The organism is Bacillus haynesii (assembly GCF_014042035.1).
Lineage (GTDB): Bacteria > Bacillota > Bacilli > Bacillales > Bacillaceae > Bacillus > Bacillus haynesii.
Genome location: NZ_CP059494.1, coordinates 3138648 through 3164336, shown reverse-complemented (window position 1 = coordinate 3164336; position 25689 = coordinate 3138648). Strand labels below are relative to the sequence as shown.

Annotated in this window: 22 protein-coding genes; 5 read left to right on the top strand and 17 right to left on the bottom strand. The window is 46.1% G+C overall.

The window, feature by feature from the left end:
* Position 1: 1 nt before the first annotated feature.
* The 12 genes from H2R00_RS15675 to iolA all read right to left on the bottom strand — a co-directional run bounded on the left by H2R00_RS15675 (position 2) and on the right by iolA (position 13671).
* Entirely contained in the window at positions 2-1279 is a 1278-nt protein-coding gene (locus H2R00_RS15675; RefSeq protein WP_154999295.1) for an ATP-grasp domain-containing protein, read from the bottom strand.
* Positions 1236-2174, bottom strand: a complete 939-nt coding sequence (locus H2R00_RS15670; RefSeq protein WP_182069696.1) for a DMT family transporter — start codon at positions 2172-2174, stop codon at positions 1236-1238. Before H2R00_RS15670 ends, H2R00_RS15675 begins: the two co-directional genes overlap by 44 nt.
* Positions 2175-2383: 209 nt before the next feature.
* On the bottom strand, positions 2384-3262 hold the full coding sequence (fba, locus tag H2R00_RS15665) for a class II fructose-1,6-bisphosphate aldolase (RefSeq protein WP_182069695.1): 879 nt from the start codon (positions 3260-3262) through the stop codon (positions 2384-2386).
* Positions 3263-3283: 21 nt separating this feature from the next.
* Positions 3284-4120 carry a 2-keto-myo-inositol isomerase gene (gene iolI, locus H2R00_RS15660; RefSeq protein ID WP_154999293.1) on the bottom strand — a complete coding sequence of 279 codons (837 nt, stop codon included), beginning with the start codon at positions 4118-4120 and terminating at the stop codon, positions 3284-3286.
* Positions 4121-4185: 65 nt separating this feature from the next.
* On the bottom strand, positions 4186-5052 hold the full coding sequence (locus tag H2R00_RS15655) for a sugar phosphate isomerase/epimerase family protein (RefSeq protein ID WP_026589371.1): 867 nt from the start codon (positions 5050-5052) through the stop codon (positions 4186-4188).
* 23 nt (positions 5053-5075) lie between these two features.
* On the bottom strand, positions 5076-6110 hold the full coding sequence (iolG, locus tag H2R00_RS15650; RefSeq protein ID WP_182069694.1) for a bifunctional inositol 2-dehydrogenase/D-chiro-inositol 1-dehydrogenase: 1035 nt from the start codon (positions 6108-6110) through the stop codon (positions 5076-5078).
* Between the two features lie 24 nt (positions 6111-6134).
* Positions 6135-7439 carry an MFS transporter gene (locus tag H2R00_RS15645; RefSeq protein ID WP_154999291.1) on the bottom strand — a complete coding sequence of 435 codons (1305 nt, stop codon included), beginning with the start codon at positions 7437-7439 and terminating at the stop codon, positions 6135-6137.
* 12 nt (positions 7440-7451) lie between these two features.
* Positions 7452-8354 (bottom strand): myo-inosose-2 dehydratase, encoded by a 903-nt coding sequence (gene iolE, locus H2R00_RS15640; protein WP_154999290.1) that lies wholly within the window; start codon positions 8352-8354, stop codon positions 7452-7454.
* Between the two features lie 13 nt (positions 8355-8367).
* Complete coding sequence (gene iolD, locus H2R00_RS15635; RefSeq protein ID WP_182069693.1) at positions 8368-10281, bottom strand: 3D-(3,5/4)-trihydroxycyclohexane-1,2-dione acylhydrolase (decyclizing); 1914 nt, start codon at positions 10279-10281, stop codon at positions 8368-8370.
* 31 nt (positions 10282-10312) lie between these two features.
* On the bottom strand, positions 10313-11290 hold the full coding sequence (gene iolC, locus H2R00_RS15630) for a 5-dehydro-2-deoxygluconokinase (RefSeq protein WP_182069692.1): 978 nt from the start codon (positions 11288-11290) through the stop codon (positions 10313-10315).
* A gap of 27 nt (positions 11291-11317) precedes the next feature.
* Positions 11318-12133 (bottom strand): 5-deoxy-glucuronate isomerase, encoded by an 816-nt coding sequence (gene iolB / locus H2R00_RS15625; protein WP_182069691.1) that lies wholly within the window; start codon positions 12131-12133, stop codon positions 11318-11320.
* A gap of 74 nt (positions 12134-12207) precedes the next feature.
* Positions 12208-13671, bottom strand: a complete 1464-nt coding sequence (iolA, locus tag H2R00_RS15620; RefSeq protein WP_154999287.1) for a methylmalonate-semialdehyde dehydrogenase — start codon at positions 13669-13671, stop codon at positions 12208-12210.
* Between the two features lie 467 nt (positions 13672-14138).
* Between iolA and H2R00_RS15615 the strand changes: the two genes are divergently transcribed.
* The 4 genes from H2R00_RS15615 to glpT all read left to right on the top strand — a co-directional run bounded on the left by H2R00_RS15615 (position 14139) and on the right by glpT (position 18453).
* Positions 14139-14903 carry a DeoR/GlpR family DNA-binding transcription regulator gene (locus tag H2R00_RS15615; protein ID WP_025810534.1) on the top strand — a complete coding sequence of 255 codons (765 nt, stop codon included), beginning with the start codon at positions 14139-14141 and terminating at the stop codon, positions 14901-14903.
* A gap of 83 nt (positions 14904-14986) precedes the next feature.
* Entirely contained in the window at positions 14987-15922 is a 936-nt protein-coding gene (locus H2R00_RS15610) for an aldo/keto reductase (RefSeq protein ID WP_182069690.1), read from the top strand.
* A 256-nt stretch (positions 15923-16178) separates the two neighbouring features.
* The gene (locus H2R00_RS15605; RefSeq protein WP_182069688.1) at positions 16179-17072 is read left to right on the top strand and encodes a glycerophosphodiester phosphodiesterase; all 894 of its coding nucleotides are present in this window, start codon (positions 16179-16181) and stop codon (positions 17070-17072) included.
* Positions 17073-17094: 22 nt separating this feature from the next.
* Positions 17095-18453 carry a glycerol-3-phosphate transporter gene (gene glpT / locus H2R00_RS15600; protein ID WP_182069687.1) on the top strand — a complete coding sequence of 453 codons (1359 nt, stop codon included), beginning with the start codon at positions 17095-17097 and terminating at the stop codon, positions 18451-18453.
* 51 nt (positions 18454-18504) lie between these two features.
* On the opposite strand, the gene htpG is transcribed toward glpT, so the two are convergent.
* Positions 18505-20385, bottom strand: coding sequence for a molecular chaperone HtpG (gene htpG, locus H2R00_RS15595; protein WP_182069686.1), 1881 nt, complete (start codon positions 20383-20385; stop codon positions 18505-18507).
* Between the two features lie 426 nt (positions 20386-20811).
* Here htpG and H2R00_RS15590 point away from each other — a divergent pair, with 426 nt between their 5' ends.
* A complete protein-coding gene (locus tag H2R00_RS15590) occupies positions 20812-22350 on the top strand; it encodes an ABC-F family ATP-binding cassette domain-containing protein (protein ID WP_182069685.1) in 1539 nt (512 codons plus the stop codon).
* Between the two features lie 32 nt (positions 22351-22382).
* Here the strand turns inward: H2R00_RS15590 and yidA are convergent, their stop codons facing one another.
* The 4 genes from yidA to H2R00_RS15570 form a co-directional block, all read right to left on the bottom strand.
* A complete protein-coding gene (gene yidA, locus H2R00_RS15585; protein WP_154999281.1) occupies positions 22383-23195 on the bottom strand; it encodes a sugar-phosphatase in 813 nt (270 codons plus the stop codon).
* A 154-nt stretch (positions 23196-23349) separates the two neighbouring features.
* Positions 23350-24399, bottom strand: a complete 1050-nt coding sequence (locus H2R00_RS15580) for an iron-containing alcohol dehydrogenase family protein (RefSeq protein WP_182069684.1) — start codon at positions 24397-24399, stop codon at positions 23350-23352.
* Positions 24399-25049 (bottom strand): MtnX-like HAD-IB family phosphatase, encoded by a 651-nt coding sequence (locus H2R00_RS15575; RefSeq protein ID WP_154999279.1) that lies wholly within the window; start codon positions 25047-25049, stop codon positions 24399-24401. Before H2R00_RS15575 ends, H2R00_RS15580 begins: the two co-directional genes overlap by 1 nt.
* 147 nt (positions 25050-25196) lie before the next feature.
* On the bottom strand, positions 25197-25658 hold the full coding sequence (locus H2R00_RS15570; protein ID WP_182069683.1) for a DUF3052 domain-containing protein: 462 nt from the start codon (positions 25656-25658) through the stop codon (positions 25197-25199).
* Positions 25659-25689: the final 31 nt, after the last annotated feature.

The window sequence follows — 25689 nt, the reverse complement described above, 5'->3', positions numbered from 1 at the left end:
CTTAACCTCCTATTGTACCCGTCAGATTATTTTGATATATGATATGAAGCTCATCATCCAGCTCCCGGTAGAAAGCTGCACATTCTTCATAAGAATGATGGCTTGTTAATATAAACCCCGGATAACCGGAAAAGTGCGGGTACGGGAGGATTTTTGCGCCTCTTCTGATAAATTGAAACACCCGCTTAACCTCCGGCCTCTGTTTGACTTCTTCCAGTCCGTCGATTTTTTCAAAAATGCCGGAGCCCTGTACAGGAATGATATAATTGCCGGCCGTCCTTACAGACCGGATCTCCTCTTTAAACTCGCTGCTCTCCAGCGGCTTTAATGCATTTTGCAAGACAAGCTGCATAAAGTTGATGCCCGTGCTCTCTTTGACGATGTAATGGGAAACCCCTGAACCGCCGATTCTGGCGCCCACCTCGATGACATAAGGTGTTCCGTCCTTGTCCAGCCTCAGCTCTACATGAGCCGGCCCCTGGTGAATGCCCAGCGCTGAAACGGCGCCCGTCACTTCCTTGACAATCGCAAGGCGCGTCTCTTCCTTCAATTGAGCCGGAGCAATATAGACGCCTTCTTCAAAAAACGGCCCTTTGCTGTTCCCCTTGTATCCAATCGAAAGAACATGTACGTTTCCTTGAATCGACAGCGTTTCAATCACAAATTCCGGCCCATCGATAAATTGCTCGGCTACGATGCCCGTTTTGCCCTGTACGAATCGATTGAGATCCCTCTCGTTGACGGCCTCGACCTTCCGGACGGCCTCCTCAAGCTCCTTTCGATCATCAACACGGACGACGCCCTGGCTTGAGAAGCCGTTGACCGGCTTGACGACTAATGGATAAGTAAGTTTCCTGTCTTCCAGGTCAGCGAGCGTATGGAACTCGTGGAAAACCGGCGTATTCAGGCCGTTTTGCTGAAGGATGCTGCGGGTTTTATTTTTATTGCGGCAGTTTTCCATTGTTGTAAAAGGAAGCCCCGGCAGATTCAAAGCTTCAGCGGCTTTTGCCGTGAAAGGCAATGCCGGCTCAAACAGTGTCATAATGCCGTCAAACGGAAATTCGACAAATGTCTGTTTGATGATAGCCATCGCCGCTTCCTCATCTTCAAATAACGGCAGCGGCACACAGCGTTCCACAGACGGAAGATTGCCCGGGAAATCTTCGGCTGAATGGTAAAAGAACGTGACCCTCAATCCTAAACGCTCAGCTTCTTCAAAAATAAATGGCAAGTGCTTATTTTGACAAATGATGGCCAAGCTTTTGTTTCGTTTCGTCAATTTTCGCGATCCTCTCTTCTTTTTTTAAGTTGATGAACATCACACCGAATATGACAAACAGCGTTCCTAAATAAATGTTCGCATTCAGTTTTTCATCCAGAAACAGAAATCCGATATAAAGCGCAATGACAGGGGAGATAAACAAGTGGGAAGTCGCTTTTGAGATGTGCCATTTTTTAAGCAGATAAATGTTGATCCAAAAACCTAATATCGAGCCGACAACCGCTAAATAAAGCAGCGCATAAAGGCTCACGCCGGAAAACGTTCTTGTCCCGCTTTCAAAGATGAGGCTGCTGATGAGCAAAACCGCTCCGCCGCTCAGCATCGAAAGGGAGTTAAAGCTTAAGATTGGAAGCGAACGAATTCTCTGCTGTACTTTGATTTGAATAAAAGCCGAGCCAAACATCGCACACAAAATCAAAATCATTGCAACGATTTCAATAACATCGACTTTGATCAACAGCTGATTGCCAAACACGATTGTAATGCCGAGCAAAGCAAGGCATATCCCCCATTTTTGCAATTTCGTCGCCGGTGTCCCTTTAACGAGGCGGTTGATCATCAGGGCAAAGACTGAAATGCTCGCCGCTAATATAGACACCAACCCGCTCGGCAAATAAAGGGAGGCCCAATAAACAGATCCGAATGGAACGGAAAAATACATGATGCCGTTCAAAAACGACAGCACTAGCAGTTCCTTTGACAGAACAAACTGCCTCCGTATCAAAAGAAACGCCGCAATCAAAATGCTTGCGATCATAAACCGCATGCCGGCGGACCAAAATGGAAGGCTGTCACTCAACCCGGCTTTTTGAAAAGCCCATGTCGTACCGCCGATCAAACATAACACGATAAATAAAATATGAACCCGATACTTTAAAACGTTTGTCAGCATATAGCATTCACCTGGTTTTGTTATTGTCTTGCTGGTATTTATTTTCAGAAAATAAAATCTTTTCTGATCAAAATGGATTATGAGGGAAATTATAACTATTATATCAATTACAGTCAATCATACTTTTGAACCTTTAGAATATCTTTACAAATACTGTGAACAAAAAAACACTCACTTCGATAAGTGAGTGGAGGTAATATTGGTTTAACTTATATTTCTATCTTTTGGGTGCATACCGCTTTTCCGGATGACCCGAATTCTCTCATTTTATGTTTGACTGTTTCTTTGACTGCGCTGATCCCTGGCGTCATATAGGCGCGGGGTTCATATAAATCGGGATTGTCTTTAAACATGCTGCGCGTTTTCTCGGTCCAGGCCACCATGCATTCGGTATTAATGTTGATTTTCGCATGGCCCATACGGATCGTTCTTGCGATTTGATCAGCCGGGATGCCCGAAGCTCCATGAAGAACAAGCGGAATGTCCGTTACCCGTGAGATTTCTTCCATTTCCTTAAATCCCAAATTAGGCTCGCCTTGATATTTTCCATGAACGGAGCCGAGTGCGGCTGCCAAAGCATCGATACCGGTTTCTTTGACAATCCGTTCGCATTCACCGATGTCGGCATACTGCACCCCGCCGATGAGCCCGTCTTCCATGCCCCCTACGATGCCAACCTCTGCTTCAACCGAAACATTGCGAGCCTTGGCATATGACACGACCTCTTTTGTCATGGCGATATTTTCATCGATTGGTGAATGCGAGCCGTCGATCATGACTGAGCTAAAACCCGCGTCTATCGCTTGCTTGCAGCGCTCCGGATTTTTGCCATGGTCAAGGTGAAGCACGACGGGAACGGAGATCGACATTTCCTCAATCAAAGCCGCAACCATTGCGGAAACCGTCTTAAATCCGCCCAAATAATCGATGAGCCGGTCCGAGGCGGCTGCGATGACAGGTGACCGTTCTTCTTCCGCTGCCTCTAGAATCGCTTTTGTCCATTGAAGGCCGTTAATATTAAATTGACCGATTGCATAATGATGTTCCTTTGCTTCTTGAAGAAGTTCTTTCATGGAAACGAAAGCCACGTTCACCCCTCCTATCCCGTATTAAATCTTGAAGTATTTTGAAACAACTTCAACTGTTGTTTCTTTGGCCGTTCGAATCGTTTCTTCCGCGCTCAGCTTATAGTATTCAGGTCTGAACAATTCAACTGAAACGACATCCGAAAAACCGATGTCTTTCAAAGTCGATAAGTGGGCATCCAAGTCGATGGCACCCTGTCCCGGCCAAACACGGTCTTCATCTCTTAAAAAGCCGATTGGAAAGTCTTCCGTATCATCGATATGATAAATGAAGATTTTCTTGCCGTCCGCTTTTTTCAAATCCTCAAGACTTGAGCCCATTGCATGGAAGTGGAAGCTGTCAAGAACAAGGCCGACATTATCGCGGTTCACGGTCATGACGATGTCATAGGCCTGGCTGAACGTATTGACTGTGCACTCCGGATGACCGACAAACTCGACAGCGATCTTTACGCCGTACGGCTCCGCGATGTCTGACAGCTCTGTCAGCACTTTGACGGAACTTGCTTTAATATCTTCTTTTAAGATTTTTTGTTCGGTGACAAGCGGTACCGCGACCACGTATTTCACACCGAGCGTTTTGCATGTTTCCATCATGCCTTTAAATTCTTCGATGATTTCACGGTGCCCTTTTTCATCGCGGTTGTTGAAAAAGACAAGGGCATTCAAGGCCAGCGGCTTAATATGATGAGTTTGAAAATACTCGGCTAACTCTGAGAGAGAATGGTCTTTTAAATACTCAGGCAGCTTATCCATCGTCCGGATTTCGATATAATCGTATCCGTGCTTCTCACAGTATTCGAGATCCTTTGCAAGGTTTGAATTTTCCAACGTCGTTGCTTCATTAAAGCATAGCTTCATATTAGATTCTCCTTATCTCATATCCTTGTGAAGAGAGAGTTCGGCATGGCGCCGAACTCAGGGGCTTATCCTAATAGTTCCTGTTTCAATTTTTCAAGCATGAATCTGCTTGATTCATCCGCTCTTTCGTCGACCCAGGCAAAAACGGCATTCGTCGCAATTCCGTCGAACTTCATCTCTCTCAGCTTTCTGAAGATCGTATCAAAATCAACCTCGCCTTGACCAATATCCAAGTGCTGGTGAACTGTTACTTTCGCGTCAGGCGGATTGACGATGTAGCGAAGGCCATGAGCCGCTTTATGATTATAAGTATCTGCAAATAAAACATGTGTGAGGCGGTCGCCGGCTTCGTCAAACATTGTCTCGATGTCGCCTTTGCCGTCATCATAGAAGAATGTATGCGCAGTCGAGTAGACAAGATTGATCCAATCCTTGTCAAGCGCGCGGATCATATCCATCGCACCTTTGTGTGTTTCGATAAAATCGTACGGATGGGCTTGAAGATTGAGTTTAATGCCTTCTTTTTCAAAGACTGGGAGAAGTTCATCCATAGATTTGATGAATTTTTCTTCGCTTGTTAAAGGATCATATTTTGAACCGCTGAATTCGCTGTTCATCAAATCTACTTCAAGCTCAACCGCAATTTCGATCGCCCTTTTCCAATTGCGCACGGCTGCCTGACGGCGATCTTCATCAGGACCTGCCCAGTGGTAAAGCGGAAGGAGCGACGAAAGCTTAACACCGGTATCTCTTAAAAGCCGCTTTAATTGTTTGATTTTAGCAGAATCGACTTTCGGATATTTATAGAATGGACAAAAATCTTCGCGCGGCGATAGTTCGATATATTCGTAGCCAAGCTCCGCCGTTTTATAGACCGTTTCCTCCAAAGTTAAATCATCACGATACATCGATGGATCCAATGCTAATTTCATACTTTTCACTCCTCGGGAAATTTTTATTTTTTAACAGTTGTAAACGTTTGATAGAATTCTGGTTTCTCCTGAAGCGCCACAGGTTCTTTCTGTCCGGATTCCTGAGCCTTTACACAGGCGTCCGTCGTTACGGCGGCGATATAGCCGTCCCATGCAGTCGGCCCGCTGACCTCGCCTTTCTGTTGGATCGAATCAATGAAATCTTGGATTTCTACATCGTAAGCGTCTACAAAGCGGCGCTGCCAATCCATAAGGATATCTGTCGAGAATTTTCCGTCTTTTCTGAGAGAGATGCTTGACGGTTCAGGAAGCTTCACGATTCCGTCTTCGCCGACGACTTCACACTGGATATCGTAGCCGTACTTGCAGTTTACATAGATTTCCGCATTGATCACGACTCCGCCTTTTGTTTCGATGATGACGATTTGCGGATCACGCAAATGAGGAAGCGCGTTTTTCGATTTTTTCGGATAAATGACCTGAACGGATTCGTAGTCATCATTGATCAGCCAGTGCAGGGCGTCTATTTCATGGACAAGTGTATCGACAACAGCCATATCTGTCGTATAGTTGTCGCCTACAACCGGGTTGCGGTGCGCACAGTGGATCATGAGAGGCTCGCCGATGACCCGGTTGTCGATCGCTTCTTTCAGCTGTACGTAACCGCTGTCATAACGGCGCATAAAGCCGACTTGAACGAGACGTTTGCCCGCTTTGATTTCTTCATTGACGATCCGCATGCATCCTTCCGCAGTCGTCGCCAGAGGCTTTTCGCAAAATACGAATTTGTTCGCTTTAATCGCTTTCAAAACGCTTGATTCATGAGCCGGTCCCCAGCTTGTTACTAAGACGGCATCTACATTTTCGGCTGCGATTAGACTGTCGTCATCCGGATAGACCTTGGCGTTCAGGCTGTAGTCCGTTACAACTTGCTGAGCTGCCTCCTGGTTTACATCGGTGACCGCGACAATTTCGCCGCCGGCTAATTTATTCGTGATGCGGTTGATGTGTTCTTTTCCGATTGCTCCTGTACCAATAACACCAATGCGTAGTTTCATTGATAGCCACTCCTTCAAATGTAGTTACATAATTTTTCTTGTTTGCACTTGCCCAGCTTGAGCCGGAGGAGTCCCATACAGCTCTTCCTGAATTTGTTCAAGCGACTTACCGGATGTATTCGGTGCAAAAAAGAGCCCGATGAGCATGCTGGCCGTTACACATCCAAGGAGAATGGCCGCCATAAATGCAATTCCAAAATTCGAGATGATCATTGGAACGAAAAGGCTCCAAGCCCCGATTGAGATACGAACGAGGAAGAACATCAATCCTTGTGCAGATGCGCGATATTCCGTCGGGAAAATTTCACTCGCCCATAATTGATAATTGGCCTGTTGCCCGGCCCCATTGTTTAGGCCGATCATCACGATAAAGAGGATGAGAATCGGCATGCCCTCTGCCGGAAGCAGAAACAATGACCAGCCAATCACCGCCGCAAATGCGGAGATCCCAAACACTGTCTTCCTGTATTTGTCTGCAAACGGCATGAAGATAAAAGCGACGCCAAGCCCGGTGAAAATAAACAGCCCCATCTGCAAAATGTTTGCCATGGTCGCTGACACATCGCCGACCTGCTGATAAATGTAAGGCATAAAAAACCCCATGACACCTGCAGCCAGATTCCAAACCAAGTACACGCCCATTAAGAATAAAATGCTTTTCAAATACTTAGGCTGAAGCAAATCGAGATAAGACGTCTTCGGCTTCCTGACGGCTTGAGCCGATTCGGATTGATCCTGCCAGGCATCGGATTCCGGCAGCCTTTTCCGCAGAACATAGGTGATCAATGCGATAACGAGCAAATGCCCAAACACGATTTTATTGCCCAATAAGCCTAAATCACCAAGCAGGACCGACAGCAGCAGGACCACAACCGCTCCCGCCGCCCATGCGACCTGTGCAACCCCGCAATGACGCGCCCTGTTTTTCTTAGGTGCGTTCTCTGCGATGATCGTCCAGGAAGCCGTAATATCAGCTCCTACCGATAAACCGATAATAATGTAACCGCTTAACAAAAAGGGAAAGCTGGTGCCGAACAATACTAAACAAATCCCCAGTGCATAAATCAGCATACTGTTCGTATAGACAGCCTTTCGGCCAATCTTGTCGGCCAAAAAGCCTCCGAGCAGCGCTCCGATTGCCGCCGAGATGGCGTTGGCGCTAAACGCGCCGAGCAGTCCGATCTGTGTATCGGAAAGCTTCAGGTAACTGACCCATAAAGATAATCCTGCCGATCCTGCGACAATGGAGCCTGCATCAATGTAATTTGCCAAAGCTGCTGCGACGGTTCGTTTATTGAATGGTGAGACTGCTGCACTTCCATTGCTCAATTTAGAGCCCCCCTAATTGGTTGCTGGGACATTCAACAAGTGACGATCGATGTACTTTCTGGCGATCAATGCGTATTCAAGCGGGTTGGCAACATCGGGATCCTGCTCGGCTTCCACTACGATCCAGCCGGAATAGCCGTGCTTTAGAAGCGTTTGATAGACTTCTCTAAAATCGATGCAGCCGTCGCCAGGAACTGTGAACATCCCTTGCAAAAACGCCTGTTGAAACGATTTTCCTTCCTGCTTGCATTTCTCCATGATCTTAATGCGCGCGTCTTTAAAATGAACGTGCCCAATACGGTCAATATGCTTCTCTAAAATGTTCATATAAGTTCCATCTGAAATGTAGGCATGCCCAGTATCATACAGAAGGTGCACGAGTGCCGGGTCAGTTCCCGCCATGAGCCGGTCCACCTCTTCCTCTGTCTGCACGCCTGTGCCGAGGTGATGATGGTAGACAAGCTTCAGGCCGTACCGGCCGGCGATTTCCCCGAGGTGATTTAAACCTGCAAATAGCCGCTGCCATTCTTCATCGGTGAAATAAGGCTTTTCTTTAAACACGTTTTTATCCAAGCCCTGCACACTGTACGTCTGTTCTGATACGACCGCAACATCGGCATGGACGTCTTTCAAGTACTGGCAGTGAGCCGCAAATTCCTTGGCTGTTTCTTCAATGCCGTCCCGAATGATATAGCTGCTGAACCACTTGCCGGCAATCCTTAGATTCCTCAGCTCGAGCTCTTTATTGAGAATGGCCGGTTCCGGAAAAAAGCCGCCCACTTCCGTGCCTTGAAATCCTGCAACAACAATGTCGCTCAACAAATGCTGAAGTGTGTTTCCCGCGCCGATTTCCGGAATATCATCGTTCCGCCATCCTATGGGGGCGATGCCCCATAGAATTTGTGTCTTGCCCATCCTGGTGCCTCCTTTAATACTGCTTTGCAGATTTCAGCATTTTTTCTTTTGCTTCATACGCCTTTTGCACGCTTTCCTGTTCGGAAACTTCTGCAACACCTACGTGCCACCAGCTGTCATAGCCGTCCGTCATCGTCTTCGGCAACACCTTCATTTCGATCAATGTTGAGACATCTTGTTTTTTGGCATCTTCCAGCGCTGCTTTTAATTCTTCAATCGTGTTCGCTTTGTAGGTTTTCGCTCCATAGCCTTCGGCCACTTTCGCGTAGTCGACGTTGAGAATCTGATTGTCTGCTGTTCGGAATTCACAGTAGTAGCTGCCGCTTCCGTGGTCCATTTGCAGGTTGTTGATACAGCCGAATCCTGAGTTGTCAAAGAGCAGTACGTTGATTTTTTTATTATATTGGATTGCTGTAATGAGCTCTGAGTGGAGCATCAGGAAGCTTCCGTCTCCGACCAGTGAATAAACTTCTCTATCAGGATGAGCCAATTTCAAGCCGAGCGTTCCCGATACTTCATATCCCATGCAGGAGTAGCCGTATTCCAGGTGGTACGTATTCGGTTCGTTTGAATGCCACAGCCGCTGCAGATCTCCCGGCAAAGAGCCTGCTGAACAAATGACGACGCTGTCCGGATCAACTGTTTCATTGATGGCGAGCAATGCCGTTGTTTGCGGCAGTTCGGTTTGCAGCACATCCGCGTATTCGTTGAGTATTTCTTGAGAAAAATGATCTTTAATTTCAGGTGTGAAGTTTTCGCGCTTAAATGTTATCTTGCTTAAGCGATCGCGTTCAGCAAGCCATTCGTCTTTCAGCTCCTTGATGGTTGAACCGAATTCGCTCTTATAGCCTTCCAATAAACCGTGCAGCTTGCCGAGCGTTACTTTTGCATCGGCAACGACTTGGAAAGCATCCAGTTTATATGCCTGCATTCTGTTGACATTGATGTTTAAAAACTTTGAGTTGTCAAAGTCAAAAGCGGTTTTTGATGATGTCGCGAAATCGGTATAGCGCGTGCCGATTCCAATGATCAGGTCTGCCCCGCGAGCCGCTTTGTTTGCCGCCAGCGTACCGGTGATTCCCATTCCGCCCAAGTTGTTGGCAAAATCAGCTTCCACTGTAGATTTCCCGGCCTGAGTTTCCACCAGCGGAATATTGTAAGCTTCAGACATTGCAATCAGTTCGTCGCGTGCTCCGGAATATTTCGCTCCGCCACCGACCAAGATGAGCGGTTTTTTGCTCGACTTGATCAGTTCTGCCGCTCCCTTTAGTTCACGCTCGCTCGGCTCTTTGCGGTCAATATAATGAACGCGTTTCTCAAAAAAGCTTTCATCGAAATCATAGGCTTCGCCTTCAACATCTTGAGAAATGCAAATCGTTGCAGGACCCGCTTTTGCAGGATCTGTCATCACTTCAAAAGCTCGAATCAGACTGCTCATCAACTGTTCAGGGCGCGTAATGCGGTCCCAATACCTCGAAACAGGCTTCAATGCATCGTTCGTCGTAATCGCCGCACTGTATTCCTGTTCTACTTGCTGAAGAACAGGATCAGGCTGTCTCGTGGCAAATGTATCGGCTGGAATCAAGAGAACTGGAATGTTGTTCGCAAGCGCCGTACCTGCGGCGGCCACAAGGTTAGCGGCTCCCGGTCCGACTGATGTCGACACGGCATAGATCTTCCTTCTCAGCATCTGCTTGCTGTAAGCCATTGCTGCATGCGCCATTCCCTGCTCATTCTTGCCTTGAAACACCTTTAAATGACCCGCATCCTGTTCAAGCGCTTGGCCGATTCCAACGACGTTCCCATGGCCGAAAATCGTAAAGATTCCCTCGACAAACGGTGTTTCTTCACCATCTACATGGATGTACTGTTGATTTAAGAATTTAATTAACGCTTGTGCTGTGGTTAAACGTATTTTCTTGCCCACAAACGATCCCACCTTTATTCATATTCTTCATTTAAGACTGAGCCGCGATAAGCTCTTCAATCTCGGCGACTGTCGGCATTGCTTCAGATGAGCTGTGTTTGGAAACAACAATTGATGCGGAAGCGCTTCCGTATTTCAGCGCGGTTTCAATATCTTTGCCTGTAACGAGTCCGTAGAGGAAGGCGGAAGCGTATGAATCGCCCGCTCCAAACGTTTTCAAGACCTTCGTTTTGTATGCTTTCGCCCGGAAGACGTCCCCGGATTTGCTGTATGCATATGAACCTTCGACACCGTGCTTGATAACGACAAGATCTGCGGAATGGGCAAACAAATGCTGAACAGATTCTTCATTGCTGCCGCCGTTCTTATTTTCCATTACATCAAACTCATCACGCGTCCCAATGACAATGTCTGATTGTTCGGCAACGATCGTATAGTAAACGGCCGTTTCCTCTGCAGATGCCCACGTATATGGACGATAGTCAAGCTCAAAGACCACTTTCACTTGATGCTTTTTCGCCAGCTGCACGGCTTTCAGCACAGCTTCGCGGGAAGGGCTTTTAGCCAGCGCCGTACCTGACACAAGAAGCATCTTCGATTTTGCAATATAGTCTTCGTTCACTTCAGAAGGGGCAAGGTAAAGATCTGCAACATCATCCCTGTACATTAAAATGCTGCATTCTTCAGGGCTTAAAATCTCTGTGAAAGCAAGCCCCGCTTTATGTCCGTCTTTATCGACCGCCATTTGTGACGTATCGACACCAGTATTTCTCATATAGGTTTCGATGAATCTGCCGTGCTGGTCATCCGGAATCTTGCCGATAAAGCCGGTCTTCAAGCCTAATTTGGAACTGCCGATTGCAATATTAGCCGGGGAGCCGCCGACATATTTTGAAAATGTCATCGTCTGCTCCATCGGTCTGTTGTATTCGACTGCGTTTAAATCGATGCATGCGCGGCCGATCGCTACAATGTCAAATTCTTTCTCTTCATTAAACGTATACTTCATCTTCAACAGCCTCTCCTTGCCTTATTGTTAGCGTTCCAAAATCCATTCATGGTCAGGGTCGTTATGAAACTTCCATTTACGCGTCGGCCCTGCCATCACGTTTAAATAATAGGATGTGTATCCGTCAGGCACCCCGACAGGATGGTATCCGGCCGGCACGATGACAACGTTTCCATTTTCAACAGTCATCGTCTCGTCGATGGAACGGTCATCCGTGTAGACGCGCTGAAATACAAAGCCTTGCTGCGGGTCAAGTTCATGGTAGTATGTTTCTTCTAAAAAGGACTCTTCAGGCAAGTTGTCTTGATCATGCTTGTGCGGAGGATAGCTGGACCAGTTTCCGCTTTCAGTGTAGACTTCGACAACTAAAAGACTGTTCGCTGAAGGATCTGAATCCGGAAGTATGTTATGAACGGTTCGTTTATTGCTGAATTTCCCCCGTTTCTCAATACCGTTGTCTTCAGCTTTGATCAGCTTCGTCGGCAGCTGGTTTTCAGAAGGGGAATAGCACAGGGCAACTCTTGCCTCTGTGACCGCGGTAATGCCGAACTTGCGGTCATTTGACACATATACGCTGTCGGTCGGCTTTCTTTCGAAAACGCTTTCTCTTGTGCCGATATTTTCAAATGTCTGTTCATGATCGGTTACGGTAATCTTTCCGGTAAGCGCGACGATGCAGCATTCTTGTTTGCTCAGCGATTCTTCATAGCTTGATCCCGGTGCAAGATCAAGGACTTTAAACTCGACATAACTTAGATCCGAATTCGATTTTTTCACTTCGTGTACAAGCTTCACGCCTTGTGACAGCTCATTCGCCTGCGGCTTGCGCAACAAATGACTCATGGATAAAGCCTCCTTTTCAAACTTGAAACATGATCCGAACAGCGCGGGAACCGCGCCGCTCGGTTTATTCACAATTAATTGAAGTCAGGCGCCGGATATCTTGCAGTGACGACCTTTTTGCGCGTATAGAAATCGACGCTGTCTTTTCCGTTGGCATGCAATGTACCAAAGAACGAAGACTTCCATCCGGAGAATGGGAAGAATGCCATCGGAGCCGGTACACCCAGGTTGATGCCGAGCATTCCCGCATCAATGTTTTCACGGAAATAGCGGATCGCATTCGAATTCGATGTGAACAAACATGCGCCGTTTGCAAATTCGGATTGGTTGGCGATGTCAACCGCTTCTTTCAAGTTCTTCACACGGATGACTGACAATACAGGAGCAAAAATTTCGTCTTTCCAGATCGTCATATCAGTTGTGACATTGTCAAAGATTGTCGGGCCGACGAAATAGCCTTCATCTGTCACATTTTCGCGTCCGTCGCAGACAAGTTCCGCACCCTCTTCAACTCCTTTTTGTATATAGCCGAGTGTGCGTTTCTTGTTGTCTTCGCGAATGACAGGTCCGAGGAATACACCGTCGTCAAGTCCGTTTCCGATCTTGACTTCAGATGCTTTCTGAACCAATTTCTCCATGAACTCATCTGCGATTCCTTCTTCAACCGTTACTACTGCACATGCCATGCAGCGTTCGCCGGCAGATCCGAAAGCAGCGCCAATAATATTTGTTACCGTATCTTCAAGATTGGCATCGTTCAGAACGATGGTATGGTTTTTAGCACCTGTCAGCGATTGAACGCGTTTCAGGTTTTCGCTTCCTTTTTTATAGACATATTCTCCGACCGGTTTTGAACCGACGAATGAAATCGCTTTAATTTCCGGGTGTTCGAGAATGCCGTTTACTACATCATGCGCACCGTATACCACATTGAAGACCCCTTTAGGAAGTCCGGCTTTTTCAAACAGTTCAACAAGCTTTTCCGTCAAGAGCGGCGTCCGCTCGGACGGCTTCAGAATAAATGTGTTTCCTAGCGCAATGGCCATTGGGAACATCCAGCACGGTACCATCATCGGGAAGTTAAATGGTGCAATTCCGCCGACAACTCCGATCGGATAACGGTAGTTCGCTGCTTCAACATCGGTTGCAATTGTAGCGAGTGAATCTCCCATCATCAGGGAAGGCGCTCCAGCTGCAAACTCGACATTCTCGATGCCGCGTCCAACTTCGCCCAACGCCTCTTTCGTGTTTTTTCCGTTTTCAATCGTGATGAGGTGAGCGAGCTCCTCTTTATGCTGAGTTAAAAGTTGCTGAAAGTTAAATAGAATTCTTGCCCGGCGCGGAACGGCTACTTTTGACCATGTTTTAAACGCTTCGGCCGCTGTTTGCGCTGCGTATTCGATATCCTCGCGCGTCGAGATCGGCACCTGACACAGCACTTCTTTCGTCGCAGGATTGATTACATCTTCATATTTGTCGGTTTTGCTTTCAACCCATTCTCCATTAATATAGTTTCTTAACTTTCTGATTTCTGCCATTCTTATAACCTCCTTGAATATTAAACATCTCCTAGTACAGATGGGGCAGGTTCCAACCATTATGTATGAATGCCGAACAGCTCTTCAGTGCATAACGGATTTTCGCAAAAAACAGGAATTAAACGCTTACAAAAGAAATTAATGAATAGAACTCTGATTTTATCAAAAGAACCGCGACGCAATAAAACGTTTACACTCAGAAATTTCTCAACTTTATCACGTTTTGGTCACTTCTTGGTTATATTCTAATCCGGTCTTACCCATAAGTCAATCAAAATCATTAAATTTTTCTTTTGTAAGATTTGCAGAAAACCTTAAAACGATTTAGAAAAACATTGTATAATAAAAAGAAACAGGACAAATCTTGCAAAAAATAATCACCAATGTTATCATTTTTTAAGCAATTATTGGTTAACTTTTGGGTTTATCATATATATATCCAAATATACTAGAAGGAGATACTTGGTATGAAGTTAATGCGGATCAAAGAAATGGAAGAATATATTTTGACCAATGGCACCGTTTCGCTTGATGAGCTTTGCCAGGTTTTTAATGTTTCCAAAAACACGGTCAGACGCGACATTAACAAGCTGACCGAGAAAGGAGTTATAAAAAAAGTCTACGGCGGCGTAACGGCGATCGAAAAAACGGCCTTAATCCCATTTGAAAACAGAACCATTCAAAACAAAGATGCCAAGATGAAAATCGCGCACTACGCTTCACGCTTTATTGAAGACCATGACCTGATCTTTATCGATTCCGGCACAACGACCCAATCTATTTTGGAAACTCTTGATCCAAATAAAAATGTAACCGTTTTAACGAACAGCCTCGACATTATCAACGCTGCTGCAGCGATGCAAAATATAAATTTGATCATCATCGGCAGCAACTACAAACGGAAAACGCAGTCCTTCGTCGGCATGGATGATCCGGGAACATTGGATAAATATAATATTAATAAAGCTTTCATGTCGGCAACAGGAGCAACACTTACCCATGGACTGACAAACTCCGATCTGCTTGAATACGAAATTAAAAAGAAAATATCCGAAAAAGCAAAACAAGTATACTTGCTGGCCGACCATTCCAAATTCGGGAAGTCGACCTTGCTGACGTACGCGCCGTTTGACAGATTGCACGCGATCGTCACATCTCAGGCGCTGGATGAGGAATATCACGAGTACTGTAAAGAACGCAACATTGAAATCCATTTGGCAAAACATGTATAGTTAAGTGGACTCCCTTGACCGGCTGTTTCCAAGCGGCCGGCCAAGTTTATTTATCAACACATCATTTCAGGAGGGGAATCCAAATGAAAAAAGTTAAAGTTGGCAAATCAGACTTGCACGTATTTCCGATTGGTTTGGGAACCAATGCCGTTGGAGGTCATAACCTTTATCCGAATCTCAATGAAGAAACGGGAAAAGAATTGGTGCGGGAAGCAATCAGAAACGGCGTCACATTTTTAGATACCGCCTACATATACGGCATCGGCCGTTCCGAAGAATTAATCGGCGAAGTCCTCAAAGAATTCAACCGCGAGGATGTCGTGATTGCGACAAAAGCCGCCCATAAGAAAGAAGGCGACGATTTTGTCTATGACAACTCCCCTGCATTTTTGAAAAAGTCTGTTGAAGGAAGCCTGAAGCGTCTGCAAACTGACTACATCGACCTTTTCTATATCCATTTCCCTGATGAGAACACGCCGAAAGACGAAGCGGTTCAAGCGCTCCATGAACTGAAGCAGGAAGGCAAAATCAGAGCGATCGGGGTATCCAACTTTTCACTTGAGCAGCTGAAAGAAGCGAACAAAGACGGATTGGTGGATGTGCTCCAAGGCGAATACAACCTGCTGAACAGGGAAGCTGAGACGACATTCTTCCCGTATACACAGGAGCATAACATCTCATTTGTTCCTTACTTTCCGCTCGTCTCCGGATTGCTCGCCGGAAAATACAGCGAAGATACAACGTTCCCGGAAGGCGACCTGAGAAGAGAAATGGAAAACTTCCAAGGCGAACGCTTCAAAGAAAACATTAGAAAAGTGAACCAGCTTGCGCCGATTGCGGAAAAACACAATGTTGACATCGCCCATATCGTCTTGGCCTGGTACTTGGCACGACCTGAAATCGACGTGTTAATCCCGGGCGCCAAACGCGCTGAGCAGCTGATCGACAACCTCAAAACGGCAGAAATCAATCTGTCTCAAGAGGACATTGATTTCATCGATCGGCTGTTTGCCCGCTAAATGATCAGGAAACCTATCTTAAAAGATAGGTTTCTTTATTTTCAAAATCGTATTGACAGCGCTTCCATTTTTGATATGATAGGAAAGAAGTTAATACAAGTGATGGAGAATGGGAGATTCACAATAAGACCCTTTTGTGCCAGGGGTTTTTTGTGGATCTCTCTTTTTATTCGTCACATAAGGAGGCGAAAAAAACCGGAATGGAATGAACCGGCACCAACATTCAGCATAACGACTTGAAAGGGGAAATCATTTGATGAAAAAACTTGTCCGCAGCATCTTCCTTATAACGGCTGCAATCGCTGCCGCCGGTTTTGGACTCAGCGGGCATGCGGAGGCGGCAAGCCATTCCCAGCCGCAGCTCAACCCGAACAAGCTATTAAATGTCGCGCACCGCGGCGCATCGGGTCATGCTCCCGAACACACGCTTTTGGCTTATAAGCTTGGGCAAAAAATGAAAGGCGATTACATAGAAATCGATCTTCAAATGACAAAAGACGGCCATTTAGTCGCCATGCATGATGAGACATTGGATCGCACGACCAATGGTACGGGTTTTGTCAAAGACTATACGCTGAAAGAAATCAAACAGCTTGATGCAGGCTCCTGGTTTAACGAAGCATATCCTGAGCGGGCAAAACCGGAGTACGTTGGGCTGAAAGTGCCTACCCTGGAAGAAATCATCCAAACATTCGGGAGAAGCGCGCGCTACTATATCGAAACAAAATCACCGGAAGACTATGATCATATGGAAGAAAAGCTCCTGGACATTCTGGAGCAATACAAACTGACCGGGGCAAACATTCATTCAAGCAAAGTCATCATTCAATCTTTTAGTCCTGAAAGCTTAAAAATCATTCATAACGCTAATCCAAACATTCCGCTTGTGCAATTATTATGGTACGACAAACCGGCTGCCATTACTGACGCCGAATTAAAACAATATCAATCTTACAGCGTCGGACTCGGCATGAACTTTGACCGCATTGACCGGGCATACGTGCAAAAAATTCGAAGCACCGGCATGCTGGTCCATCCTTATACCGTGAATGAAAAAGAAGACATGAAGCGGCTGCTCGATTGGGGAGCGACCGGAATGTTCACCAACTTTCCGGACCGGCTGCGCGATGTTTTGCGTGAAAAGAAGTAAATGAATAAAGAAGGGGTATACCATGTTAAAACTGTTTAAGCCAGCACCGCCGATTGAGCGGCTGCCGGACGATCAAATTGATTCGGAATATAAGAAATTCAGACTGCAAGTTTTTCTCGGCATCTTCATCGGTTATGCGGCATACTATTTAATTCGCAAAAATTTCTCGCTTGCCATGCCTTATTTGATCGAAGAGGGCTTTTCAAAGTCGGCGCTCGGCTTTGCCTTATCCGCTCTATCCATCTCTTACGGGCTGAGCAAGTTCGTGATGGCCACCATATCAGACCGGAGCAATCCGAGAATGTTCCTGCCCGCCGGTTTGATCCTTTCCGCTGTCATCAGCCTCTTGATGGGGTTTGTTCCTTTTTTCACCTCATCGATCGCCATTATGTTTATCATGCTGTTCTTAAACGGCTGGTTCCAGGGCATGGGATGGCCGCCGTCAGGGCGTGTCCTTGTCCACTGGTTCAGCGTCAGCGAAAGGGGAAATAAAACCGCCATATGGAATGTCGCCCACAATGTCGGCGGAGGACTGATGGCGCCGATTGCTGTTGCCGGTGTCGCCATCTTCTCAGGCATTACGGGATCTGCTACAGGCTATGAAGGTGTATTTATTTTACCCGCCTTAGTCGCGATCGCCGTTGCCGTCATTTCTTACTGGCTGATCCGGGATACGCCGCAGTCTGTCGGACTGCCTCCAATTGAGGAATACCGCAACGATTATTCAAGCAAATCGAAGAAAACATTTGAAAAGGAATTATCAACGAAAGAAATCCTTTTCAAATATGTATTAAACAATAAATGGGTGTGGGCGATCGCGCTTGCCAACATTTTTGTGTACTTCGTCCGCTACGGCGTTCTGGATTGGGCGCCAACCTATTTAAGCGAAGAAAAAGGCTTTGATATGAGCAAATCAAGTGTCGCTTATTTTCTGTATGAATGGGCGGGGATTCCGGGGACATTGCTTTGCGGCTGGATCTCTGACAAATGGTTTAAAGGACGCCGCGGACCAGCAGGCTTTGTCTTTATGGTAGGTGTTTTGATCGCAGTGCTTGTGTACTGGTTCAATCCAGCCGGCAATCCAATGATTGACATGGCGTCATTGATCGCGATCGGGTTCCTCATTTACGGTCCCGTCATGCTGATCGGTCTTCAGGCGCTTGACTTTGTTCCGAAAAAAGCGGCCGGTACGGCTGCTGGATTGACGGGTCTGTTCGGTTACCTGGGCGGAACCTTGACGGCGAATGCGCTGATGGGTGTTATCGTCGATGCATCCGGCTGGAATGCGGGCTTTACACTCTTAACCGCTTCATGTGCAATCGCAGCACTCATCTTTGCGATGACATGGAATGTGCGGGGACAGGAAGTTGTGAAGCATTAACATCAAAAAAAGATACATCTCGCACGAAGCTGAGATGTATCTTTTTTATTTTTATGCCATCACTTTGCATATATCGTTCGTAAATTCAACGGGGTCTTCGATTGGCAAGCCTTCTATCAGCAGCGCCTGGTTGTACAGGAGGCCGGTGTACAGCTTGAATTTATCTTTGTCGTTTTCAAAAGCATCCTGCAATGTTTTGAAGACTTCGTGGTTTGTGTTGATTTCCAATGCTTTATCAGCCTTTACATGCTGGTTGTCAGGCATTGCGTTTAAGATTTTCTCCATCTCGATGGTGACTTCTCCGTCAGCGGCAAGGCATACAGAGTGAGTTTTCAGCCGTTTTGACGCCCTTACGCTTTTCACTTTTCCATCAAGAGTCTTTTTCATCTCTTCAAACAAGTCTTTGTATTGGCTGTCGTCCTCGTCTGATTGGTTTTGCTCATCATCATTTTCGATTCCGAGGTCACCGCTGGATACTGACTTGAATTCTTTTTCTTGATAATTCGCCAGCATTTTGATGGCGAACTCATCGATATCCTCGGCGAAATAAAGGATTTCATACCCTTTTTCCGAAACCAGCTCTGTTTGAGGAAGCTTTTCAATTCGGTCATACGATTCGCCTGATGCATAATAAATGTATTTTTGATCCTCTGGCATTCTGGATACATATTCATCAAGGGTGACCAGCTTTTTCTCTTTTGATGAATAGAAAAGCAGCAGGTCTTTCAACAGATCTTTATGGGCTCCAAAATCATTGTATACCCCGAATTTAAGCTGTCTGCCAAACGATTGATAAAAAGACTCGTATTTTTCTCTGTCATTTTTCAACAAGCTTTTCAGTTCATTCTTGATTTTTTTGCTGATGTTTTTGGCAATCAGCTTCAGCTGCCTGTCATGCTGGAGCATCTCCCTCGAAATGTTGAGCGATAAATCTTCTGAATCGACCATTCCTTTGACAAAGCTGAAGTGGTCAGGCAGCAGGTCCGGACACTTTTCCATGATCAGCACACCGTTCGAATACAGTTCCAGACCCTTCTCGAATTCCTTCGTGTAGTAGTTGAACGGAATGTTTTCAGGAATGAATAAAATCGCATGGTATCTCACCGCACCGTCTACGCTTGTATGGACGTGTGCGAGAGGCTTGTCAAAACCGTAATGCTTTTCCTTATAAAACGCCTCATAATCTTCATCTTTCAGTTCGCTTTTGTTTTTTCGCCAAATCGGCACCATGCTGTTGACCGTCTGTTCTTCCTTGACTTCTTCAAATTCGTTTTCGGCGCCTTCTTTCGGCTTGTTGACCGTGACATCCATCTTGATCGGATAGCGGATGAAATCAGAGTATGTTTTGATGATCGCTTTTAAGCGATGGACATCCAAGTATTCATCATAGTTTTCATCATCTGTGTTCTCTTTCAGCTTCAATATGACATCGGTTCCGGCTGATTCTTTCGCAGCCGGTTCGATCGTATAGCCGTCGGCCCCGGCTGATTCCCATTGATACGCTTCATCGCTGCCATGGGCTTTTGTCATGACGGTGACGGTCTCAGCAACCATAAATGCGGCGTAGAAACCGACGCCGAACTGGCCGATAATATCGTGCCCGTCTTTTAATTCGTTTTCTTGTTTAAACGCAAGTGAGCCGCTCTTAGCAATTGTACCAAGATGTTCTTCAAGCTCCTCTTTCGTCATGCCGATCCCAGTGTCCGCAATGGTCAGCGTTCTGTTTTCTTTATCTGCGGAGATTTTTATGTAGTAGTCGTCTTTGTTGAACGTAAGTGAATCATCTGTCAGCGCTTTATAGTAGATTTTATCGATGGCATCGCTCGCATTGGATATCAGCTCCCTTAAAAAGACTTCCTTTTGGGAATAAATCGAGTTGATCATGATGTCCAGCAATCTCTTGGATTCTGCTTTGAATTCTTTTTTAGCCATCTGTCCCTCTCCTCTTTTGCTCATATGATATACATATATCGTTCGATTCTGTTCACAAATTAAATAACACACTGCCTGCACGATGTCAATTCATATGGCAGCGGTTTGACAACCGGCACTCCGCTTCATATAATGTGTTGTGAAGGTAAATTTGACCAAAATGAGGTGGAAAGGAATGGAAATCTTATCAACTGTTCTTAAAAGAGAATTGGCTTAAAGACGGGAGAAGTCTGCCCTTTTTTAGACAAGCCATCTCGGGAACAGTTTGATACGATTTGACATCCTTTCTTGCTGTATTTTAAATATGTAGCGGGTAAGGTGTAGTTTGCCTTACCCGTTTTTTTGTCGGACAGGATAGCGAGGCTTCACGCTGTTCTCTTTAGATGGCTTGTTTTTTCAAAAATAAGCCTGAAGGAGAGAATCACCATGAGTATTGTTCATGTCACGAATCTGACCCATATATATGGAGACCGGATGATCTTTCAAGATGCCGGGTTCCGCCTGCTGAAAGGCGAACATGCCGGTCTCGTCGGTGCAAACGGAGCCGGAAAGTCGACATTGCTGCGCATCTTGACGGGCAGCCTTCTGCCCGATCAAGGAAACATTGAATGGCAGCCAAACATTCGGACCGGCTTTCTTGAACAGCATGCCAAGCTGACGGAAGGCACCACCATCCTTCAGTACATGGAGAAAGCGTATGGCCGGCTGTTTGAAATCGAAAGGCAAATGAATGGGCTTGCCGAAAAAATGGCCGATGCCGGAGACAATCTGGAGGCCGTCCTGAAAAGATACGGAGAGCTCCAAGCCGAACTGGAAGCTTCGGGATTTTACCAAATCGGGACGAAAATTGAGGATGCCGCCCAAGGCCTCGGCTTGGCGGAAATCGGGCTTGACCAGGATGTCACGGCTTTAAGCGGGGGGCAGCGTACAAAGCTGCTGCTGGCCAAGCTGCTGCTTGAAGAACCTGATGTGCTGCTGTTGGATGAGCCAACCAACTATTTGGATGCCGCACACATTGAGTGGCTGACTGGCTACTTGAAAAACTATGAGCACGCATTTCTCGTCATCTCTCATGACGAAGGCTTCTTAAATGAAATCACGACGGTTACATTCCATCTGGAGCATCAAACGATCAAACGGTACCCTGGCAACTATCAATATTTTCTGAAGGAATATGCGCAAAACAAGGCACAAGCTGAAGCCGCATACGCCAAACAGAACAGGGAAATCAAAAAGTTAGAGGCGTTTATCGACCGGAACAGGGTTCGAAAGGCGAAGCAGGCCAAAAGCAGGGAGAAAGCATTAAGCAAAATCAAACGAATCGAAAAACCGACAGATTCTTATGTCCCAAGCTTTGCATTTAAAACGGGGCGAAATCCGGCGATGATTGTACTCAAAACGGAAAATCTTGAAGCCGGCTACACAGTTTCATTATTTAAGCCTCTTTCTCTGACCGTAAAACGGGGCGATAAAATCGCCATTATCGGAGAAAACGGCGCCGGAAAATCGACGCTCATTAAAACGCTGCTCGGTGATCTCAAGCCTCTAAGCGGCACCGTCACAGCGGGACAGCATTTACAGGCGGCCTATTTCAGGCAGGAAAGTCCGGCTTCTCATGATACACCGCTTGAAAAATTGCGGGCGTCCTTTCCTGATCTATCGGAAAAAGACATCAGGCAGACACTCGCGATATCCGGTTTGACACCAAAGCATATCAGCCAGCCCCTTTCTACGCTGAGCGGCGGTGAACAGGCAAAGGTCCGGCTGGCGGAGCTGATGCTTTCAAACAGCAATCTGCTTGTTCTTGATGAGCCGACAAACCACCTTGACGCATTGGCAAAGCGTGCGTTAAAGCAAGCGCTCTGCGACTATAAGGGAACGATTTTGCTCGTTTCCCATGAACCGTCTTTTTATGAAGACTGGGTAACTCATATTTGGCAGATTGAAGCATGGCTCGTTAAATAAGTAAAAGCCGGCCCTTAGAAAGGCCGGCTTTTTTATTTGGACAATACAAGCTCATGAATGGCGTGGGCAACGCCGTTTTCATTATTCGTAAGCGTTTCATAATCGGCCGAAGCTTTTACCTCAGGGATCGCATTCCCCATGGCAACTCCGCATCCCGCCCATTCGATCATGGACATGTCATTTCCGTTGTCTCCAATACAAATTACTTCTTCTTGGGCGATGCCTAATATGTCGGCAAGCTGCTGAACGGCATTTCCTTTACTTGCCGCAGGGTGAAGAATTTCATAAAAGAACGGCGAACTTTTCACCATTGTATAACGTTCCTTGATGTCTTCCGGTATTGCGGCGATCGTCCGGTCGAGCTTTTCCGGCTCATCGATATACATCGCCTTTGGCGCCAGAAGGTCTTTCGGGATTTCTTCAATCGTCCGGAACCGGAGCGGCACTTTGGTGACGTATGATTCGTAAACGGTATACGGGCTGATTTCCCGGTTTGGCGTATACAAATAAGCAGAATCAAAAAAGTGCATCGGAGTATCAAGCTTTTGGCTGAGCTCATATAACGATTTCACATCATCATAGCCCAGTGTCAGCTCTGACACGACTTCCTGAGTATGCGTATTTTGAACGAGCGCTCCATTATAGGCGATGACATAATCGCCGTCTTCATTTAGATTCAGTTCTTCCAAGTAACGGCTTACACCGCCGAGAGGACGGCCCGTACAGAGAACGATTTTGACGCCTTGCTTTTTTGCAGCATGCAGGGCATTTTGTACTTCCTCTGTTACTTCATGAAGATCATTCAACAATGTTCCATCCATATCTATCGCGATTAGTTTGTACATTTTACACTCTCCCTGATCAGAATCGAGCCCTAACATCGTACTTATGACCCATACCTTCTTTATTGTATCACAGCTTTTCCCCGTCATTTTCATCTGGTGCCCACGGAAAAAACGCCTTACAGCAAATAAGGCGTTTTTCGGGCCGCTGGCCTGCTTAAAATATTTCCTGCAGAATCGGATCTTCATCAAGGATGCGAAGCGCTTTTTCACGATAGCCGGCTTCATGCAAGTACGTATAGCGGTTGGGCTTGACTGTGTACGACAAATTGACCGCCTCGCGAAACTCATCTTTGTTCAGATTCAGCGTTTTGACATATTGGAAAAAGCCCGTTCTCGTAAATACCTTTTCAATCCGCTCAGCCCGGTGATCCTGTACATGGGCCATGATGTAGGTGGCTACCCCGACTTGAATGCCGTGCATCTGCGGTTTTTCCGCAATTTTGTCCAAGGCATGGGAAATCAGATGCTCAGAACCGCTAATCGGCGCGCTGTTTCCGCTGATTTCCGTGGCGATGCCGCCCATTGTCAAAGAACTGACAAGCTCTTTTAAAAAGATTGACTGTTTAATATCCTGCATCGGCGTACGGACAAAACTGTTGACCGCTTTCTTGCTGAGCATCGACGCAAACGCGTTTACATCGCTGACCCCGTGCCGCTCTTCAAACTCCCAATCATAAAGAGCCGTAATATTGGACATCAAATCGCCGATCCCCGCCAAAATAAAATAATCCGGCGCTTTTTGAATGATACTCAAATCAGCTATGATTCCGTAGGGAACCCTTGCCGGCACGGTTGTTTTTTTCCCTTCGACCTGAAGCGAGCAATTGCTGCTCGCAAACCCGTCATTGGATGCCGACGTCGGAATGCTGATAAACGGGGTCCGCTTGGAAAAGGCGATGTATTTTCCGCAATCGACAACATACCCGCCGCCCATGGCGATGATGACATCGTAATTCCCAATTGAAAATGCCTGCTTCAAAAGTTCCTGTATGTCCAGATTGGACGGCAGCAGAACAGCTTCAACTTTGACATGTTGAAAGGCGGTTTTTAATGAATGCTCATACTGCTGATAGGAAAAATCGTCAAAAAACATGATCGCCTTGTCAAACTGATGTTTTCTCAATATCTCATCCAGACGGCCAAGCACGCCTTCACTAATGTCCAAAACCGCGGGGATGGCTATGCTGGTAACCTGGCGCGGCATTACACGATCCGCCCTTTTTCTTTAAGATATTGTTCAATATCTTCAAATGTTTCAACGGCTACAAATGGCACCTCCTGCTGACGCAGCAAATCCTGAAGCGCATCTTTTGCAAACGTAACATCCGCAAATTTAGCCGGGTGCGAATCCGGTTCACTGTCGCCTGCAAAATAAATCGTCTCATACTTTTCTTTCAGCTTTTGAATGACCTTTGATTTATCAATCCCATAGCGCTCAGAGTAATGCCAATGATTCTCATCAATTTCCATATGAACATTATCTTCTTTAAAAAAGCCTTTATTTGAATAGACCTCAACGTCTGTAATCCCGTATTTCTTTAAAATATAATGAATGTAATAATCCGTGCCGGCGCTTAATATGTAGAAGTCGCCGCCGTTTTTCTGGACATGCTGAATGAAGTCTGGCACATATTCATCAATCGGTATGGAATGGATGTCATCAATAATTTTTTGTTCGCTTTGATTAATCGAAGCAAAAACGGTTCCCAAAAATTCGATATCTTTTAATTCTCCGGACTTCCACTTCTTGAACAATTCACGGCCTTCCGGAAAATATTTATCAATGACCATCCAGTAAAAATCCTGTTTGGAAATCGTCCCATCAAAGTCTGATACAAATGCCCATTTCTCCATGCTGCATACCTCTTTTCTATGGTATTTTAAAAGATTAGATTCATTATACAAAAAGTTTGTGAACCATTGAACATAATTTTATTTCTTTTTTGTGTACTTTCGTTTACAAGCTGAATATTCTGCCCCCTGAAAAGAGGCATATTATGATCATTCTTGATCTGTACGCTGTTTACCTTTTTCTGTTACGGCAAATTTGCGCTTCATCGTTTTAATGTTTTCCGCCTTGCGAAATCTGAGCGCAGACCAGTCTTCATCTATTGCAATTTGCCGAACCGGTTCATAGCCCTGGTCCGCAAGCAGCCCGGCTACGGTCTCGCGGCTGCAGTCCGATCCTTTGTAAACTTTCGATGATTTTTTCGGGTAGCAAAGCCAAAACAAGCCGTCTTCCGCCAGATGACGTTCAGCCTCCTTGGCTAAATCCTGCAACTTTGCATTCGTCGCTGCGAATACCTGAACAAAATCATATTGGTCAGCTTCGGCCTGATGATGAACATGGCCTTGAAATTCAGTCATGATGCCAGTGTATGCCTCAGGCGGATTCATGATCAGTACGGGCTGTCCATTATCCTTGAACTGCAGTTTTTTGATCACCGGGTTCGTTTCTGCCATCTCTTATCAATCCTTTTTCTGTTTATAGTAA

Excerpts from the sequence above, each read along its gene's own strand:
- H2R00_RS15670 (WP_182069696.1), bottom strand. The coding sequence starts at position 2,174 with ATGCTGACAAACGTTTTAAAGTATCGGGTTCATATTTTATTTATCGTG.
- iolI (WP_154999293.1), bottom strand. The coding sequence starts at position 4,120 with ATGAAGCTATGCTTTAATGAAGCAACGACGTTGGAAAATTCAAACCTT.
- H2R00_RS15655 (WP_026589371.1), bottom strand. The coding sequence starts at position 5,052 with ATGAAATTAGCATTGGATCCATCGATGTATCGTGATGATTTAACTTTG.
- iolG (WP_182069694.1), bottom strand. The coding sequence starts at position 6,110 with ATGAAACTACGCATTGGTGTTATTGGTACAGGAGCAATCGGAAAAGAA.
- iolE (WP_154999290.1), bottom strand. The coding sequence starts at position 8,354 with ATGGGCAAGACACAAATTCTATGGGGCATCGCCCCCATAGGATGGCGG.
- iolC (WP_182069692.1), bottom strand. The coding sequence starts at position 11,290 with ATGAAGTATACGTTTAATGAAGAGAAAGAATTTGACATTGTAGCGATC.
- iolB (WP_182069691.1), bottom strand. The coding sequence starts at position 12,133 with ATGAGTCATTTGTTGCGCAAGCCGCAGGCGAATGAGCTGTCACAAGGC.
- iolA (WP_154999287.1), bottom strand. The coding sequence starts at position 13,671 with ATGGCAGAAATCAGAAAGTTAAGAAACTATATTAATGGAGAATGGGTT.
- H2R00_RS15615 (WP_025810534.1), top strand. The coding sequence starts at position 14,139 with ATGAAGTTAATGCGGATCAAAGAAATGGAAGAATATATTTTGACCAAT.
- H2R00_RS15610 (WP_182069690.1), top strand. The coding sequence starts at position 14,987 with ATGAAAAAAGTTAAAGTTGGCAAATCAGACTTGCACGTATTTCCGATT.
- H2R00_RS15605 (WP_182069688.1), top strand. The coding sequence starts at position 16,179 with ATGAAAAAACTTGTCCGCAGCATCTTCCTTATAACGGCTGCAATCGCT.
- glpT (WP_182069687.1), top strand. The coding sequence starts at position 17,095 with ATGTTAAAACTGTTTAAGCCAGCACCGCCGATTGAGCGGCTGCCGGAC.
- htpG (WP_182069686.1), bottom strand. The coding sequence starts at position 20,385 with ATGGCTAAAAAAGAATTCAAAGCAGAATCCAAGAGATTGCTGGACATC.
- H2R00_RS15590 (WP_182069685.1), top strand. The coding sequence starts at position 20,812 with ATGAGTATTGTTCATGTCACGAATCTGACCCATATATATGGAGACCGG.
- yidA (WP_154999281.1), bottom strand. The coding sequence starts at position 23,195 with ATGTACAAACTAATCGCGATAGATATGGATGGAACATTGTTGAATGAT.
- H2R00_RS15580 (WP_182069684.1), bottom strand. The coding sequence starts at position 24,399 with ATGCCGCGCCAGGTTACCAGCATAGCCATCCCCGCGGTTTTGGACATT.
- H2R00_RS15575 (WP_154999279.1), bottom strand. The coding sequence starts at position 25,049 with ATGGAGAAATGGGCATTTGTATCAGACTTTGATGGGACGATTTCCAAA.
- H2R00_RS15570 (WP_182069683.1), bottom strand. The coding sequence starts at position 25,658 with ATGGCAGAAACGAACCCGGTGATCAAAAAACTGCAGTTCAAGGATAAT.